This window comes from Streptomyces sp. KL109B (assembly GCF_030766935.1).
Classification (GTDB): Bacteria; Actinomycetota; Actinomycetes; order Streptomycetales; family Streptomycetaceae; genus Streptomyces.
Genome location: NZ_JASERL010000018.1, coordinates 139,630 through 154,325 on the forward strand (window position 1 = coordinate 139,630; position 14,696 = coordinate 154,325).

Consider the following 14,696-nt stretch of genomic DNA (forward strand, 5'->3'; position numbering starts at 1 on the left):
TGGCTCGCAGCCTAGAGCGCCCCGATCCGCTCTGGGACACTTGTGTCATGACCGAACGCAAACCGCCCGGAGTCAGTTTCGAGTCATTCGTCGACAAGCAGATCCGTGACGCCGAACGACGCGGCGACTTCTCCGCGCTGCCGGGCGAGGGCAAGCCCCTCGCGCCGTCCTCGCACTCCTCGTACGACGAGAACTGGTGGATCAAGGAGAAGCTGGCCCGCGAGGGCATCTCGGTCCTGCCGCCCTCGCTGGCGCTGCGCAAGGAGGCCGAGGACACCCTGGCCGCGCTGCCGAAGGTGCCGTCGGAGCGGGCCGTGCGGCAGACGCTGGCCGAACTCAACGACAAGATCCGCGACATGATGTTCAAGCCGCCGCCTGGACCGCCGCTCGGCCTGAAGCCGTACACGGCGGACGAGATCGAGGAGATCGTGCGGGAGTGGCGGGAGGGGCGCGGGTCGGCCTGAGGGGTCGCTGAGGCACGATGGACGCATGAGCATCGTGAAGATCAACGCCCTCACCGTTCCCGAAGAGCAGCGGGAAGTCCTCGAAAAGCGCTTCGGTTCGCGCGCCGGCACCGTCGAGAACTCCGACGGCTTCGAGTGGTTCGAGCTGCTGCGCCCGATCGAGGGCACCGACCAGTACCTCGTCTACACGCGCTGGCGCGACGAGGAGTCGTTCCAGGCCTGGATGGAGGGCCCCATGAAGGCGGCCCACCAGGGCACCCAGGGAACCCAGGGCGACGGCGAGCGTCCGAAGCCGGCCGCGAGCGGGTCCACGGTGTGGTCGTTCGAGGTCGTGCAGCAGGCCGCGCCGAAGAGCGCGTAGGTACAGGTACGTAGGTTCCCCGCTCAGATCCCTCAGGTCCCTCAGATCCGCAGCAGCCGCTCCGCCGTCTCCCGGTAGTCGCGCAGCGCGAGGCGGAGCCGCTCGGTGTCCTCGGGCCCCTCGGTGGGGTCCTGCCAGGACGTACGCAGGGTGCGGCGGTGTCCCGCGAGGGTTTCGGTGAGGCGGGCCGCCAGGTCCTCCAGGACGTGGTCGGCCTCCTCGACGGCGGCGCGCGGCTCGTCGACGAAGCCGGTGAGCGCGTGCCGCAGCCGCTTTTCGAGCGCGGCGCGTTCATCCGCCGGAACGAGTTCGGTGCGCGCGGGTGCGGCCGTCGGGGGCGTCGGAGGCGTCGCGATCCCCTTGTCGACCCCGTCGGCCTCGGCCCGCTCGATCTCGGCCTGCTCGGTCTCGGCCCGCTCGATCTCGGCCCGCTCGATCTCGGCCCGCTCGGTCTCGGTCATGGCCGTCAACTCCCCTTCGCCAGGCGCCCCTTGAAGACGCCGTGCCGCTGGTGGTGGTGCGTGGGCGAGGTGCCGCGGGGTGCGGCGCGGTCCGGGCCGACGAGCTCGTCGAAGAGGGGGCGCGCCTCGACCATCGCCTCGCGCAGCTCCTCCGTACCCGCGTGGCTCTCCTCGGCCCGTCCGGCGCGGGCGTGCGCGGCGCGGTGCACGCGCCGGTAGCCGTGCACGTGCGATCCGTGGTGGACGGAGAGCGCGTCGAGCTGCTCCTCGTAGTGGCCGCCGTCCGGGAAGCCGCGCTCGTGCGCCAGCTCGGCGAGGAGCATGTCGGCCTCGGCGACGGCGACGTCGGGGGACTCGACGAACCGTTCCTGGGCGTCGGCCCAGCGCGTCAGATAGCGCTCGCGGGCGACCGGGTCCAGGGGCCGCTCACGCAGCGCGCCGTGCCGCTTCACGCGGTCGGCCAGCTCCCGTTCGGCGGCCTTCGTGTCGCCGTCGTGCCGCGTCACGGCCCGCTCGTACTCGGGCCCGAACCGGCGCTTCAGGCCGCGTCCGCCGCTGGGCGCGGTGCGCGCGGCGAAGAGGCCCGCCGCGCCGACGACCACGACCCCCACCACGATCAGAGCGATGATCACGCCTGTGGACATGACTGCCTTCCCTCAACTGTGGCTGTTGCGGGCCGGGTTGCCCGGCCGGGCGGGCTGAAACAGACCGGTACCGGCCACGGCGAATTCCGCTTGCGTCCACACACCCCACCGGCCCCACCATGTCCCATGAACACCACCACGTGGACCGTCTCCCCCGAGCCGTACGACTCCCCCGCCGCGGCCGAACTCTGGCGCGCGTACTACACGGAGATGAGCGACCGCTGGTATCTGCTGCACGAGGGGCACGCCACGGACCCGGCCGAGCTGGAGCGGGAGATCGCCGCCGAGTCGGGGAGCGAACTGACGCCGCCACACGGCCGGTTGATGCTCGGCCGGTACGCGGGTGAGCCCGCGGGGACGGCGGGCGTACGGATGGTGGACGCGGTCACGGCCGAGCTCACGCGGGTCTACGTACGCGAGGAGCTGCGCGGCACGGGCGGCGCCGCGCTCCTCGTGTCCGCCGCCGAGGACGCGGCCCGCGCGCTCGGCGCCACCGCCGTCCGCCTCGACACTCGCGGTGACCTGGTGGAGGCGCGCGCCCTGTACGCACGGCTCGGCTACGTGGAGACGGCGCCGCACAACGCCGACACGTACGCCGAGCACTGGTTCAGGAAGCCGTTGACGCCCCGGACGCCGCAGGCGCCGCCGCGGCCCCCGCGTGCGGCCGCTCCGCGTCGGAGCCGCACATCTCAGTGTTGAGGTCGGTGACGAGCTGGACGAGGTCGCGGGAGCGGTCGGGGCCCCACCAGTCGCCGAGCAGTTCGGCGAGGGACTCCTCGCGGGCCTGCGCGAGGCGTTCCGCGACGACGCGGCCCTCGTCGGTGAGGACGAGATCGGGGCCCTCCCGCACGGCGAGGCGCCGCCCCTCGACCTGCCGCGCCGCGTCGAGGATCACCGGCAGCGGGATCGCGGTGTACTCGGCGAGCACACCGGGCTCCGCCCACCCGTTGCGGTGGGTGCGCAGCACCAGCCAACTCGCCGCGGGCAGCAGGTCGTAGCCCGCCCGCTCGGTGATCTTCTCGTACACCGCGCGCCGCCCCTCACGGCTGCCGAGCGTCGAAAGGGCGCGCGCCGCCTCGTCGTACGAGGAGCGCTCGACGGGGTTGCTGGCGAGCGTCTCGGTCACGTCGGGCGCGGTGACGGAGCCGCGCAGCGGGTCCTCGTGCAGCAGCAGGGCGAGCGCGAAGGCGAGCAGCGTGATCGGGACCGCGTACAGGAAGACGTCCGTGATGGACGTGGAGTAGGCGTGGATGACGGGCGCCTGCACGTTCGCCGGGAGCTCGGCGATGCCGCGCGGGTCGGCGCCGAGCGAGTCGGGGGTGACGCCCGGCGGCAGCTGCTGTCCGGCGAGGGCGTCGCCGAGCCTGCTGCCGAGCTGGTTCGCGAAGATCGTGCCGAAGATCGCGACACCGAACGAGGCACCGATGGAACGGAAGAACGTCGCACCGGAGGTGGCCACGCCCAGGTCCTCGTACGGGACGGCGTTCTGCACGATCAGCACAAGGACCTGCATGACGAGGCCGAGCCCCGCGCCGAAGACGAAGAAGTACAGGCTCATCACGCCGGTGGCCGTGTGCTCGTCCATGTTGTGCAGGAGCAGCAGCCCGATCATGGTGATGGCGGTGCCGGCGACCGGGAACATCTTCCAGCGCCCGGTGCGGCTGACGACCTGCCCGGACACGGTGGTCGACAGCAGGATGCCGAAGACCATCGGCAGCATGTGCACACCCGACATGGTCGGTGTGACGCCCTGTACGACCTGGAGGAACGTCGGCAGGTAGGTCATCGCGCCGAACATCGCGAAGCCGATGACGAAGCTGATGATCGCCGACAGCGTGAACGTCCGGACCCGGAACAGATGCATCGGCAGCACCGGCTCCACGGCCCTGAACTCCACGAACACAAAAGCCACTCCGAGTACGAAGCCCAGGACCGCGAGCCCGATGATCTGCGGCGAGCCCCAGGCCCACGTGGTGCCGCCGAGCGAGGCGACCAGGACGAGACACGTGGCGACGGACGCGACGAGGAACGTGCCGAGATAGTCGATGCGGTGCTTGGTCGAGCGCACCGGAATGTGCAACGCCGCGGCGATCACGAGGAGAGCCACGACGCCGATCGGCAGATTGACGTAGAAGACCCAGCGCCAGCTCAGATGCTCCGTGAAGAGCCCGCCGAGCAGCGGCCCGAGCACACTCGTCGCCCCGAAGACGGCACCGAAAAGACCCTGGTACTTCCCTCGCTCACGCGGCGAGACGATGTCGCCGACGATCGCCATCGACAGCACCATCAACCCGCCGCCGCCGAGCCCCTGCAGCGCACGGAACCCGATCAACTGCCCCATGTTCTGCGAGAGTCCGCACAGCGCCGAACCCACCAGGAAGATCAGGATGGCGAGTTGGAAGAGCTTCTTGCGCCCGTACTGGTCGCCGAGCTTGCCCCACAGCGGGGTCGCGGCCGTCGCGGCGAGCATGTACGCGGTGACGACCCACGACAGGTGCTCCAGGCCGCCGAGGTCGCTGACGATGGTCGGCAGGGCCGTCGAGACGATCGTCTGGTCGAGCGAGGCGAGCAGCATGCCGAGCAGCAGCGCGCCGATCGAGACGAGCACGCCGCCCGACTTGGCGTTCTCCTTGGGCGCGGTGGGCGCCGCGCGACCGCTGTCTCCCGGCCCTACGGCCTCGATGTCCTCGCTGCTCATGGCCACCTCCGAAGCCACCCCGGCGCGGACGGCGCCGGGTGCTTGGTACTTCCCATCCTGGTAGGTGTGACCAGGTTTGGCCTGTTGAGTCATGCGGCACCGGATGTTTTTCCCGGCCGCGCCCGGTCACGGTGCGCACACGGGTGCTGACGAGCGTTTATGGGAGCCGCGCTGCGGCCGGGCCCCGCGGGTCTGCATAATGCGTCTGCGGCGCGCCGGCGGGGGGCCGGAGCCGCTCGGAGGGGGTTTTCCAGCAGTGAGCGACGATCGTCGTACGTGTCCGCAGTGCGGGGCCGATGAGGCTCCCGACGGCGCGCTGTCCTGCGCCTGCGAGCCGGAAGAGGCGGAAGAGGCGGAAGAGGCGGAGGCCTTTGCCCCGCTGCGGGTCCGCCCCTACGTCTCCCTCTCGGAACCGTCCCAGCCGGCCCCGCCGCGGGCCGCCGACCCGTACGCGTATCCGCCGCCGCCCCGCCTCACCGCGCAGGAGGCCGACGACGGCGCGGGCCCGGCCCCGGACAAGCCGTCCCGAGGGGGCCGCATCCTGCTGCTCGCGGCGGTCACGGGCGTACTGAGCGTGGCGACCCTCGTGACGGTCCTGATCTCGTCCCCGGGCGACGACGACGCCTCGGCCTCGGACAACACGGCCGCCACGGCGACGGCCCTGACCCCCGCCCCGCCGAGTCCCACCCGCTCGGTCTCCCCCTCGTCGACGAAACACTCCCCGTCCCCCACCCCCACACCCACACCCACCCCGTCCCGCACGGCCTCGGTGTCCCCCACCCCGACGCACACCAAGCCCAGCACCAAACCCCAGAAGCGCGAACCGTCCCGCCCCCCGTCGTCCCCCACCCGCTCGGCGTCCTCCACCCCCACGCCCCCGCCGACCCTGCGCAGGGGCGACCGCGGCCACGAGGTCACCGAACTCCAGTACCGCCTCAAGCGCCTCAGCATCTACGCGGGCGACACCAACGGCCACTTCAACAGCCCCACCGAAACCGCGGTCAGCACCTACCAGATGTCCCGCGGCATCCAAGACGACAAACGCGGCGAATACGGCCCCGCGACCCGCACAGCCCTGGAACGAGAGACGGGAAACTAACGACTCCCGCAAGACGGGTAGCCAAAGGGGCGCGGGGAACTGCGCGCCCAGCCACGCAAGACCGAAACCCGCCCCCTACGCAAACCCCTGTGGCCAGGGGCAACAACCCTCACCCCACATACAGCGCAACCCCACCCCCACCAAGAACCTCAACCCGTACCGCCGAAAGATCCGCCACACACACAGTCGCCCCGTGCCCATGGGCCCTGGGCCCAACCCCCACAACCCGCATCCCCGCGGAGCACCCCGCCGCGATTCCCGCCCCCGAGTCCTCGAACACCACGCAATCCGCCGGATCAACTCCCAACTCCGCGGCCCCCTTCAAGAACCCCTCAGGATCCGGCTTGCTCGCCCCCACGTTCTCCGCCGTCACCCGCACCGCCGGATACTCCAACCCCGCCGCCCCCATCCGCGCCTTGGACAGCGCGAGGTCGGCCGAGGTCACCAGCGCATGCGCGACCCCACCCTCGACGATCGCCTCAAGGAACCGCCCGGCGCCGGGCACGGCGACGACCCCCTCCACATCGACCGTCTCCTCGGCGAGCATCCGCGCGTTGTCCGCGTAGTTCTCTGCCATCGGCCGCTCGGGCAACAGCTCGGCAAGCGTGGCGTGCGCCTGGCGGCCGTGCGCGACGGCGAGGACCTCCTCGGCGTCGAATCCGTGCTCGGCGGCCCAGCGCCGCCAGATCCGCTCGACGACGGCATCGGAGTTGACGAGCGTGCCGTCCATGTCGAGGAGGAGTGCGCGCGCCTTGAGAACAGTGGCCATCGGTGGACTCCAGACCTGCGGAGACGAGGCGAGAACGAGAAAGGAAGAAACAAGGCGGCCCCGCCCGCTGGTCAGGGTTGAACGGGCGGGCGCCACTTTGTTCCTCCACGATACAAAAACTCACCCGCAGATCGCCACCCGCCCCCCACCTACCCCTCAGCCACCCCTCAGCGGGTCGTCGCCGGCGACGACGGAAACGTCTTCGTATACGGATTCGGCAGCCCCGGCGGCGCGACCAACGCCACCTGCGGCACCCCCGGCTGCGGCGCGGGCGGCGTCATCTGCCCCTTCGGAACCTTCGGCGGCCCGGTCTGCTCGGCGAGCGCCTGATCCATATTGACCAGGCCGGTCTTCTCCAGCACCTCCATGTGGTCCCGCACGACGTCATTGGCCTCGTTCGCGAGCCGCCGTATCTCGGTGTTCTGCGTGGTGGCCCGAACAGCGCTGACGGCGGGGAAGATCTGCCCGTGCGTCACCCGCATGATGTTCGAGGCCGTGGAGTCGAACTCGGTGCCGCGCTTGGACTGCACGGTCGCCACGAACTGCTGTTGCTGCGGGGTGGGTTGGTTGGGCAGGGCGATGTCCATCTCCTGCGAGATCCTGCGGCAGCTCGCGTCGAGCAGCGCGTGCCCGACGATCAGATGCCGCCCGGCCTCCTTCACCTCCGGCCTCGTCCCCCGCTTCAACACCTCCTGGCCCAGCGGGAATTCCCAGAGCCCCGCCGACCTGACCTTGACCACGAAGTCCCGGTCGGCCTCGGTGAGCGGGCCCCAGCGGGTGTTGGCGACGACGCGCGTCTGCGCGGTGGACGTCGACTCCACGCCGAGCAGGGCCGGATAGGCCAGCGCCGAGACGGTCACGGCCAACGAGCCGACCACGAAGAGGTTTCCGGCCGTGGAACGCGAGAGCCGCATGGTGCCTCCAGTCATCAACGGGCATCAACGAGGGATACCGGAGAGTACGGACGCGAGACCCGCACCGATCAGCGCTCCGCCAAAAATCTCGGCGTTCTTCTACGCGCCCTCTTCCCACCAACTCCCGTTTCGCCCGGCCCACTTGTGGGCCACCCCCAAGCCCGCCACCATATTGACGCGCCCCTGCCACACGGCACGTGCCTCGTAACTCCACCCCACCTCAAGGGAGTTCACATGCGCCCCACCGCACCCTCGCACCGCATACGCCCGGTCTACGCGCGTCGAGCCTGGGTCGCCGCGGCCGCCGCCGGCGCCACCGCCGTCGGCCTGCTGCTCACCACCCCGTCCGCCCAGGCGTCCCCACCCACCCCCATCAGCGCCTCCACCGCCCGCACGTACCTCTCCGAGCTGACGGAGAAGGCGGAGGGCTCGTCCGACGGCTACAGCCGCGAGAAGTTCCCGCACTGGATCACCCAGTCCGGGGCGTGCAACACCCGCGAGGAAGTCCTCAAGCGCGACGGCAAGGACGTCGAGACGGACTCCAACTGCGCGGCGACGTCCGGCAGTTGGTACTCGGAGTACGACGGCGAGACCTGGACGGCGTCCGCCGACGTCGACATCGACCACATCGTCCCGCTGTCCGAGGCGTGGAAGTCGGGCGCGAGCTCCTGGACCAACGACGAGCGCCAGGGCTTCGCCAACGACCTCACCCGCCCGCAGCTCATCGCGGTCACCGACAACGTCAACCAGTCCAAGGGCGACCAGGACCCGGCCGAGTGGATGCCCTCGCGCTCCGCGTACACCTGCACGTACCTGCGGATGTGGGTCCAGGTGAAGCACCACTACGACCTCAGCGTCGACCCGGCGGAGAAGTCGGCGATCCAGTCGGGGCTCAGCGGCTGCTGAATCCCGGGCCTGCCGAATCCGCTCGCCGGAACCGTCCCGCCCACCTCCGACGTTCCGTACCGTACGGGGCCGGAACGTCGGGGACACGAGCGGAGGCGATCACGTGGCGAGGCTGCGCCTTGGACCACTGCTGCGGTACGTGGACGAGGAGACGGCGACCGTCTGGGTCGAGGCGAGCCGTCCCTGCGTCGCGCAGGTGCGGTGCGCGGACGGCGCGGCGGGCAGCGCGCCCACGTTCCAGGTCGACGGGCACCACTACGCACTGATCCCGGTCACGGGCCTCACTCCCGGCACGGAGACCACGTACGAGATCCGGCTCGGCGGCGACGGCGACGCCCCGCCGGTCTGGCCGCTGCCGGACTCCCCGTACCCGCCGAGCACCATCCGGACCCCGTCGTACGAGGCCGGGGACCCGGTCCGGGTCACCTTCGGCTCCTGCCGCTGGGCCGCGCCGCCCGCCGACGAGCACGACCCGGTCGGGCCTGACGCCCTCGACACCCTGGCCGCCCGCATCGCCGCCGACCCGGCCGCCGAGCGCCCCGACGTCCTCGTACTCCTCGGCGACCAGGTGTACGCGGACGAGACCTCACCGGCGACGCGGGCGTGGCTGGCCCGCCGCCGCGACCTGTCCGACCCGCCGGGCACCGAGGTCGCCGACTACCAGGAATACACGCACCTCTACTACGAGTCGTGGCTCGACCCGGAGGTCCGCTGGCTGCTCTCCACGGTCCCCAGCTGCATGATCTTCGACGATCACGACCTCATCGACGACTGGAACACCAGCGCCGCGTGGCTCGCGGACATGCGCGCGCTTCCGTGGTGGCGCGAGCGGCTGCTGAGCGGCCTGATGTCGTACTGGGTGCACCAGCACATAGGCAACCTCTCCCCGGCGGCGCTGGCCACTGACCCGGTGTACGCGGCGGTGCGCGCGACGCCCGACGGCACGGACGCGCTCCGCGAGTTCGCCGCACGCGCCGACGAGGACCCGTCCTCGGTCCGGTGGAGCTACCGCCGGGACTTCGGGCGCGTACGGCTGCTGATGGTGGACACGCGGGCGGCCCGCGTCCTGGACGAGCAGCACCGGGCGATGCTCGCGCCCGACGAGGCGAAGTGGCTGCGCGAGCAGGCGTTGGCGGACCACGGCACGTACGACCACCTCCTCATCGGCACGTCCCTGCCGTGGCTGCTGCCGCACCTCATCCATGACGCGGAGGGGTGGAACGCGGCGCTGTGCCGGGGGGAACGGGGGCCGCGGTGGGCGCGGTTCGGGGAGGATCTGCGGCGCAGGGCGGACCTGGAGCACTGGGCGGCGTTCCCGTCGTCGTTCGCGGCGCTCGCCGACCTGATCGCCGAGGCGGGGTCGGGCGACGCGGCGCCGGCGACCATCTCGGTCCTCTCCGGCGACGTGCACCACGCGTACGTCGCCGAGCCCACGTGGCCGGTGACCGACGCGGCCCCGAGCGCCCGCGTCCTCCAGCTCACCTGCTCCCCCGTCCACAACTCCGTCCCAGCCTCCATACGCCTCGGCTTCCGCTTCGGCTGGAGCCGCTTCGGACGCGCCCTCGGCCGCCGCTTCGCCCGCCACGGGCGCGCTGCCGCGCCGCGCATCGGCTGGCGTCGGACCGGTGGCCCGTGGTTCGGCAACCAACTCATGACGCTGACCCTGCGCGCCCGCGACGCCTCCCTGACCCTCGACCAGGCGGACGCACAGCGCGGCCTGACCCGCACGGCCTCCCGCCACCTCACATAACCCGCCCTCCCATTACGCCCCACCACCCCCACACCACGGGGCTCCGCCCCGGCCCCCGCTGCTCAATCGCCGCAGAGGCTCGAAATACCCCGGCTCCTCACCCCTGACGGCCGACGCCACGCGCCTTGGGCAATCTGCCGCCTGGGGCGGCAGGGTGGGCAAGGCGGCCCCCGGTGCCACGCGCCCATGACGATGGGCGCCGGCCACGGCACAGCCCACCCCGGCACACCCGGGTGAAACGGACCACACCCCCACTGGTCTGCACCACTCCCGGCAGGGAAACGGCATGATGAGCCCCACCATCCGCTTCCCAGCAGCCCCACATGCCACGGGAGTCCCACCTTGCCCGCCGTCCCCCACGCCGAACCCACCCTCGCCGTCGCCATCGTCGGCGCAGGCCCCCGCGGCACCAGCGTCCTGGAACGCCTCACCGCCTCGGCGGACGAGCTCCTGCCTCCCGGTACCCGGCTCACGGTCCACGTGATCGACCCCCACCCACCCGGCGCGGGCAGCGTCTGGCGCACGGACCAGGCGCCGGAACTCCTCATGAACACGGTCGCCTCGCAGGTCACCCTCTACACCGACGACAGCGTCGACTGCTCCGGCCCGATCCACCCCGGCCCGAGCCTCTACGAGTGGGCCAAGCGCCACGACACCCCGCTCGGCCCCGACGCCTATCCGACCCGCGCCCAGTACGGCCGCTACCTGCGCTGGGTGTTCACCGAAACCGTCACCACCGCCCCGCCCTCCGTGGAAGTCGTCACCCACCCCACCCGCGCCATCCGCCTCGACGACTCCGAGGGCGACCATCAAGCCCACCAGACCCTCACCCTCTCCGACGGCCACCACCTCACCGGCCTGCACGCCGTCGTCCTCACCCAGGGCCACCTCCCCACGGTCCCCACCCCGGCCGAACGCGCGCTCACCGACCACGCCCGCCGGCACGGCCTGCGCCACCTCCCGCCCGCCAACCCGGCCGACCTCGACCTGACCCCCATCGCCCCCGGCGAACCCGTCCTCCTGCGCGGCCTCGGCCTCAACTTCTTCGACCACATGGCCCTGTTGACGGAGGGCCGGGGCGGCCGCTACACCCCCGCGCCGAACGGCGGCCTGCGCTACATCCCGTCGGGCAACGAGCCCCGCCTGTACGCGGGTTCACGCCGCGGCGTCCCGCACCAGGCACGCGGCGACAACGCCAAGGGCGCGTACGGCCGCCACCAACCCGCCGTACTCACCGACGAGTTGATATCCCGCTTCCGTAAACGCGCCGACTCCGGCGACGCCCCCGACTTCCTCGCCGACATATGGCCCCTGGTCGCGAAGGAGGTCGAAACGGTCTACTACGAGACACTCCTCAGAACCACCACCCCCGACCACCCCGAAGCCCTTACCCCCTCCCCCTCCCCCTCCCACCCCCACGCCTTCCGCGAGCGTTTCCTCGACGCACCCCACCGGTCCCCCGAAGAGGCAGCCGTACTACGGGACTTCGGCATCCCGGAGAATCTCCACTGGTCCTGGGACCACGTTTCCCGCCCCGCCTCCGGCCGCCCGTACACCTCCCCCACCGCCTGGCGCACCTGGCTTCTCGGCCACCTTCGCGAGGACGCCGCGCACGCCGCGCTCGGCAATGTGAACGGCCCCGTGAAAGCCGCCCTCGACGTGCTGCGCGACCTCCGCAACGAACTGCGGCTCGTCGTCGACCACGGCGGCCTGACCGGCACCTCGCGCCGCGACCACCTCGACCGCTGGTACACCCCGCTGAACGCGTTCCTGTCGATCGGCCCGCCCCGGCGACGTATCGAGGAACTGACCGCGCTGATCGAGGCCGGCGCGCTGACCGTCGTAGGGCCGCGCATGGAGGTGGCGGCGGACGCGCGGGCCGGTCGTTTCGTCGCGCACTCGCCCGACGTACCGGGTTCGACCGTGAGCGTCACCACACTCGTCGAGGCCCGGCTGCCCGAGCCCGACGTCCGCAGGACCGCCGACGACCTGCTCGAACACCTCCTCAAGACCGGCGCCGCCCGGCCGCACACCGTCGACGGGCACGAGACCGGAGGCCTCGACGTCACCCCGCGCCCGTACCGTCTGATCGGTCGTCAGGGCCGGGCGCACGCACGGCGGTTCGCGTTCGGCGTGCCCACCGAGGGGGTGCACTGGGTGACCGCGGCGGGGGCCCGGCCGGGCGTCGACTCGGTCACCCTCTCCGACGCCGACGCGGTGGCCCGTGCCGCCTTGGGCGCCACTGGTCTAGCCCTCGGGAACGAGTGGAATCATGGCCGGATGTTGAACTTGCAAGCACTAATTAGGTTCCCCTAATCTGTGGCGCCCCACACCGGTGGCGACAGCGGCGACGAAGGCGCTCCTCGGCGCCGGTGCTCTCGGTTCCGTCCCCACCGACCGAAGGAGCCCCACCATGACTGGTCGTCTGAACCGCGCCCAGCCCTATGCCATAGGTCTGTTCCGCATCGTCATCGGCCTGCTCTTCGCCTGCCACGGCGCCGCCTCGCTCTTCGGCGTCCTCGGCGGCACGATGGGCGGCGACACCGTCCAGACCGGCGCCTGGCCCGCCTGGTACGCGGCCGTGATCCAGCTCGTCGGCGGCGGCCTCGTGCTGCTCGGCCTCGGCACCCGCTTCGCCGCCTTCATCGCGTCGGGCTCGATGGCGTACGCGTACTTCAAGATGCACCAGCCCGAGGCACTGTTCCCGATCCAGAACGGCGGCGAGCCCGCCGCGCTGTTCTGCTGGACGATGCTGCTGCTCGTCTTCACCGGCTCCGGCGCCCTCGGCCTCGACCGCCTCTTCGCCGGACGCGGCGAACGCTCGGAGCAGCCCGAGGAGACCACCCGGACCAGCGAGACCGTCCCGGCCTGAACAGCCCCCCCATCTCCCCACCCCCCTCACCCCCACAGCACCCGTAACGGCGGCGGCCCGCACCCCACTCCCGGGGTGCGGGCCGCCGCCGTACGCGTACGGGCACGCGCTCACGCAGGCGAGGCGAACGGCACCGTGAAGCACGCCACCCGGTCGCCCGACCCGCCCGGCTTGTCGTGGATCACGACGGATCCGGCGCCGCCTGGCCGCAGCCCCCACGGCTTGCGGACCTTCGCCGCGCCGTCGCCGTCCGCGTCGGCGGTGAAGTCGAGCCAGATCTCGTTCTCGGCGTTCTCCCGCTCCGGGTCCACGACGTTCTGGTAGTGCCCGCCCGCCGCCTCCGGGTCGACGCCGCACGGTTTCTGATGCACGTGCGCGCCGTACGTGTGGCCCGGCACCAGCCCCCTGACCCGCATGCGCACGGTCATCCCGGACTCGCTGCCGTGCTGCGCCACCTCGATCGACGACGCCGGGGGCACGAGGCCGTTGTCGTACGTGATCGCCGACGACGGGACGAGCGCGCCGGGCGGCGCGAACTGCCCCTCCGCCCGCATCCAGTAACAGTCCGCCGCGCTGCCCGCGCCCCCACCCGCCGCGAGCACGGCCGCCGCCATGGCGCCGGTCACCATTCCTGCCACCATTTCCGTTTTCTCCGTTCACTCGGGGTCACACGACCCGTCTCGTACTGGCTTGTTCGTACGGGACGTGTTCGCCCGATCACGGGATGAACACGCGACAACGTGAGATCAGGAACAACCGTGCCCCTTTCACCACTTCCGTCACTCCTGAGGCGTACGCTGTAGAGCTGTCATGTCAGCCGCTCCTGTCGGAAGGAACGGTCCGTACGGGAGTAGGCGAAGCGAACAGTGCTGCAGAGTGTCTTCGGGTCACTGGCCGACAGCTCGTGGATCTACGCGATCGTGGCGCTCTCCGTGCTCTTCGACGTGTTCGTGCCCGTGCTGCCCAGCGGCTTCCTCGTGATCGCCGCGGCCACCGCGACCGCGGGCGGCGCCGCCGCCACCGGCGACGTGCCCCACCCCAACCTCCCGGACCTGCTCGCCCTCACCCTCTGCGCCGCGACGGCCTCGGTCCTCGGCGACCTGTTCGCCTACCGGCTCGCGTGGCGCGGCGGCGACCGTCTGGACCGCGCCCTCGCCCGTTCCCGGCGCCTGAGCACCGCGCAGGAACGCCTCGGCGGGGCGCTCGCGCGCTCCAGCGGCGGGGTGCTCGTGATCATCGCCCGGTTCGCGCCCGCGGGCCGCTCGGTCGTCTCCTTCGCGGCGGGCACGGCGCACCGGCGGGTCCGCGAGTTCCTGCCCTGGTCCGCCGCCGCGGGCGTGGCCTGGGCCGCGTACAGCGTGGCGCTCGGCTACTTCGGCGCACAGTGGCTCGGCGCGAGCTGGCTCTCCACCGTCGTCTCGGTGCTCGCCCTGGTGGGTGCGGGCGCGGTGGCGGCGTACGTGATGCGCAGACCGGTGCCCGCGGCTCAGGAGGCCTGAGCCGACTCCCGCGCGGGCTTGGGGTGCCCGCGCACCTCCAGGCCGTCGAGCAGCTCGGCGGTCGCGCGGGCGATGTCGTCCACGGCCCGCTCGAACACCTCACGGTTGTGCGCGGCCGGCGCCCGGAACCCGGACACCTTCCGTACGTACTGCAGGGCCGCGGCCCTGATCTCGTCCTCGGTGGCCTCTTCGGGGAGCGCGGGCGGGCGGAGGGTCTTGATGCTGCGGCACATGCCTCCAGTCTGCCGCCGTTCCCCTC

16 protein-coding genes are annotated in these 14,696 nt (G+C 71.8%); 9 read left to right on the forward strand and 7 right to left on the reverse strand.

Going from position 1 to position 14,696, the window contains the following annotated elements; genetic code table 11:
* The first annotated feature begins 47 nt into the window (after nucleotides 1–47).
* Nucleotides 48–464, forward strand: coding sequence for a DUF1992 domain-containing protein (locus tag RBJ65_RS40340; protein ID WP_306320829.1), 417 nt, complete (start codon nucleotides 48–50; stop codon nucleotides 462–464).
* A gap of 25 nt (nucleotides 465–489) precedes the next feature.
* On the forward strand, nucleotides 490–825 hold the full coding sequence (locus tag RBJ65_RS40345; RefSeq protein ID WP_306320828.1) for an antibiotic biosynthesis monooxygenase: 336 nt from the start codon (nucleotides 490–492) through the stop codon (nucleotides 823–825).
* A 41-nt stretch (nucleotides 826–866) separates the two neighbouring features.
* Here RBJ65_RS40345 and RBJ65_RS42220 read toward each other — a convergent pair whose 3' ends face one another.
* Nucleotides 867–1,286 (reverse strand): hypothetical protein, encoded by a 420-nt coding sequence (locus tag RBJ65_RS42220; protein ID WP_372341343.1) that lies wholly within the window; start codon nucleotides 1,284–1,286, stop codon nucleotides 867–869.
* Nucleotides 1,287–1,291: 5 nt separating this feature from the next.
* The gene (locus RBJ65_RS40355) at nucleotides 1,292–1,930 is read right to left on the reverse strand and encodes a hypothetical protein (RefSeq protein WP_306320827.1); all 639 of its coding nucleotides are present in this window, start codon (nucleotides 1,928–1,930) and stop codon (nucleotides 1,292–1,294) included.
* Nucleotides 1,931–2,056: 126 nt separating this feature from the next.
* Here RBJ65_RS40355 and RBJ65_RS40360 point away from each other — a divergent pair, with 126 nt between their 5' ends.
* A complete protein-coding gene (locus tag RBJ65_RS40360) occupies nucleotides 2,057–2,629 on the forward strand; it encodes a GNAT family N-acetyltransferase (RefSeq protein ID WP_306320826.1) in 573 nt (190 codons plus the stop codon).
* Here the strand turns inward: RBJ65_RS40360 and RBJ65_RS40365 are convergent.
* On the reverse strand, nucleotides 2,538–4,628 hold the full coding sequence (locus RBJ65_RS40365) for an MDR family MFS transporter (RefSeq protein WP_306320825.1): 2,091 nt from the start codon (nucleotides 4,626–4,628) through the stop codon (nucleotides 2,538–2,540). The two genes, RBJ65_RS40360 and RBJ65_RS40365, sit on opposite strands and share 92 nt — an antisense overlap.
* Nucleotides 4,629–4,884: 256 nt before the next feature.
* Here RBJ65_RS40365 and RBJ65_RS40370 point away from each other — a divergent pair, with 256 nt between their 5' ends.
* Nucleotides 4,885–5,727, forward strand: a complete 843-nt coding sequence (locus tag RBJ65_RS40370; RefSeq protein WP_306320824.1) for a peptidoglycan-binding protein — start codon at nucleotides 4,885–4,887, stop codon at nucleotides 5,725–5,727.
* A gap of 109 nt (nucleotides 5,728–5,836) precedes the next feature.
* Here the strand turns inward: RBJ65_RS40370 and RBJ65_RS40375 are convergent, their stop codons facing one another.
* Nucleotides 5,837–6,496 carry an HAD-IA family hydrolase gene (locus tag RBJ65_RS40375; RefSeq protein WP_306320823.1) on the reverse strand — a complete coding sequence of 220 codons (660 nt, stop codon included), beginning with the start codon at nucleotides 6,494–6,496 and terminating at the stop codon, nucleotides 5,837–5,839.
* Nucleotides 6,497–6,663: 167 nt separating this feature from the next.
* Entirely contained in the window at nucleotides 6,664–7,410 is a 747-nt protein-coding gene (locus tag RBJ65_RS40380; RefSeq protein WP_306320822.1) for a DUF4142 domain-containing protein, read from the reverse strand.
* Nucleotides 7,411–7,671: 261 nt separating this feature from the next.
* Between RBJ65_RS40380 and RBJ65_RS40385 the strand changes: the two genes are divergently transcribed.
* The 4 genes from RBJ65_RS40385 (at nucleotide 7,672) to RBJ65_RS40400 (ending at nucleotide 12,938) form a co-directional block, all read left to right on the forward strand.
* On the forward strand, nucleotides 7,672–8,316 hold the full coding sequence (locus tag RBJ65_RS40385) for an HNH endonuclease family protein (RefSeq protein ID WP_306320909.1): 645 nt from the start codon (nucleotides 7,672–7,674) through the stop codon (nucleotides 8,314–8,316).
* A 103-nt stretch (nucleotides 8,317–8,419) separates the two neighbouring features.
* A complete protein-coding gene (locus RBJ65_RS40390; RefSeq protein WP_306320821.1) occupies nucleotides 8,420–10,066 on the forward strand; it encodes an alkaline phosphatase D family protein in 1,647 nt (548 codons plus the stop codon).
* A 342-nt stretch (nucleotides 10,067–10,408) separates the two neighbouring features.
* Complete coding sequence (locus RBJ65_RS40395; protein WP_306320820.1) at nucleotides 10,409–12,382, forward strand: FAD/NAD(P)-binding domain-containing protein; 1,974 nt, start codon at nucleotides 10,409–10,411, stop codon at nucleotides 12,380–12,382.
* A gap of 97 nt (nucleotides 12,383–12,479) precedes the next feature.
* Nucleotides 12,480–12,938: a DoxX family protein gene (locus RBJ65_RS40400; protein WP_306320819.1), complete on the forward strand. Its 459-nt coding sequence runs from the start codon at nucleotides 12,480–12,482 to the stop codon at nucleotides 12,936–12,938.
* Nucleotides 12,939–13,048: 110 nt separating this feature from the next.
* Here the strand turns inward: RBJ65_RS40400 and RBJ65_RS40405 are convergent, their stop codons facing one another.
* Complete coding sequence (locus RBJ65_RS40405; RefSeq protein WP_306320818.1) at nucleotides 13,049–13,579, reverse strand: superoxide dismutase family protein; 531 nt, start codon at nucleotides 13,577–13,579, stop codon at nucleotides 13,049–13,051.
* 225 nt (nucleotides 13,580–13,804) lie between these two features.
* Here RBJ65_RS40405 and RBJ65_RS40410 point away from each other — a divergent pair, with 225 nt between their 5' ends.
* Nucleotides 13,805–14,437 (forward strand): DedA family protein, encoded by a 633-nt coding sequence (locus RBJ65_RS40410; RefSeq protein WP_306320817.1) that lies wholly within the window; start codon nucleotides 13,805–13,807, stop codon nucleotides 14,435–14,437.
* Here RBJ65_RS40410 and RBJ65_RS40415 read toward each other — a convergent pair.
* Nucleotides 14,425–14,670, reverse strand: a complete 246-nt coding sequence (locus tag RBJ65_RS40415; protein ID WP_306320816.1) for a DUF2277 domain-containing protein — start codon at nucleotides 14,668–14,670, stop codon at nucleotides 14,425–14,427. The two genes, RBJ65_RS40410 and RBJ65_RS40415, sit on opposite strands and share 13 nt — an antisense overlap.
* Between the last annotated feature and the right edge of the window lie 26 nt (nucleotides 14,671–14,696).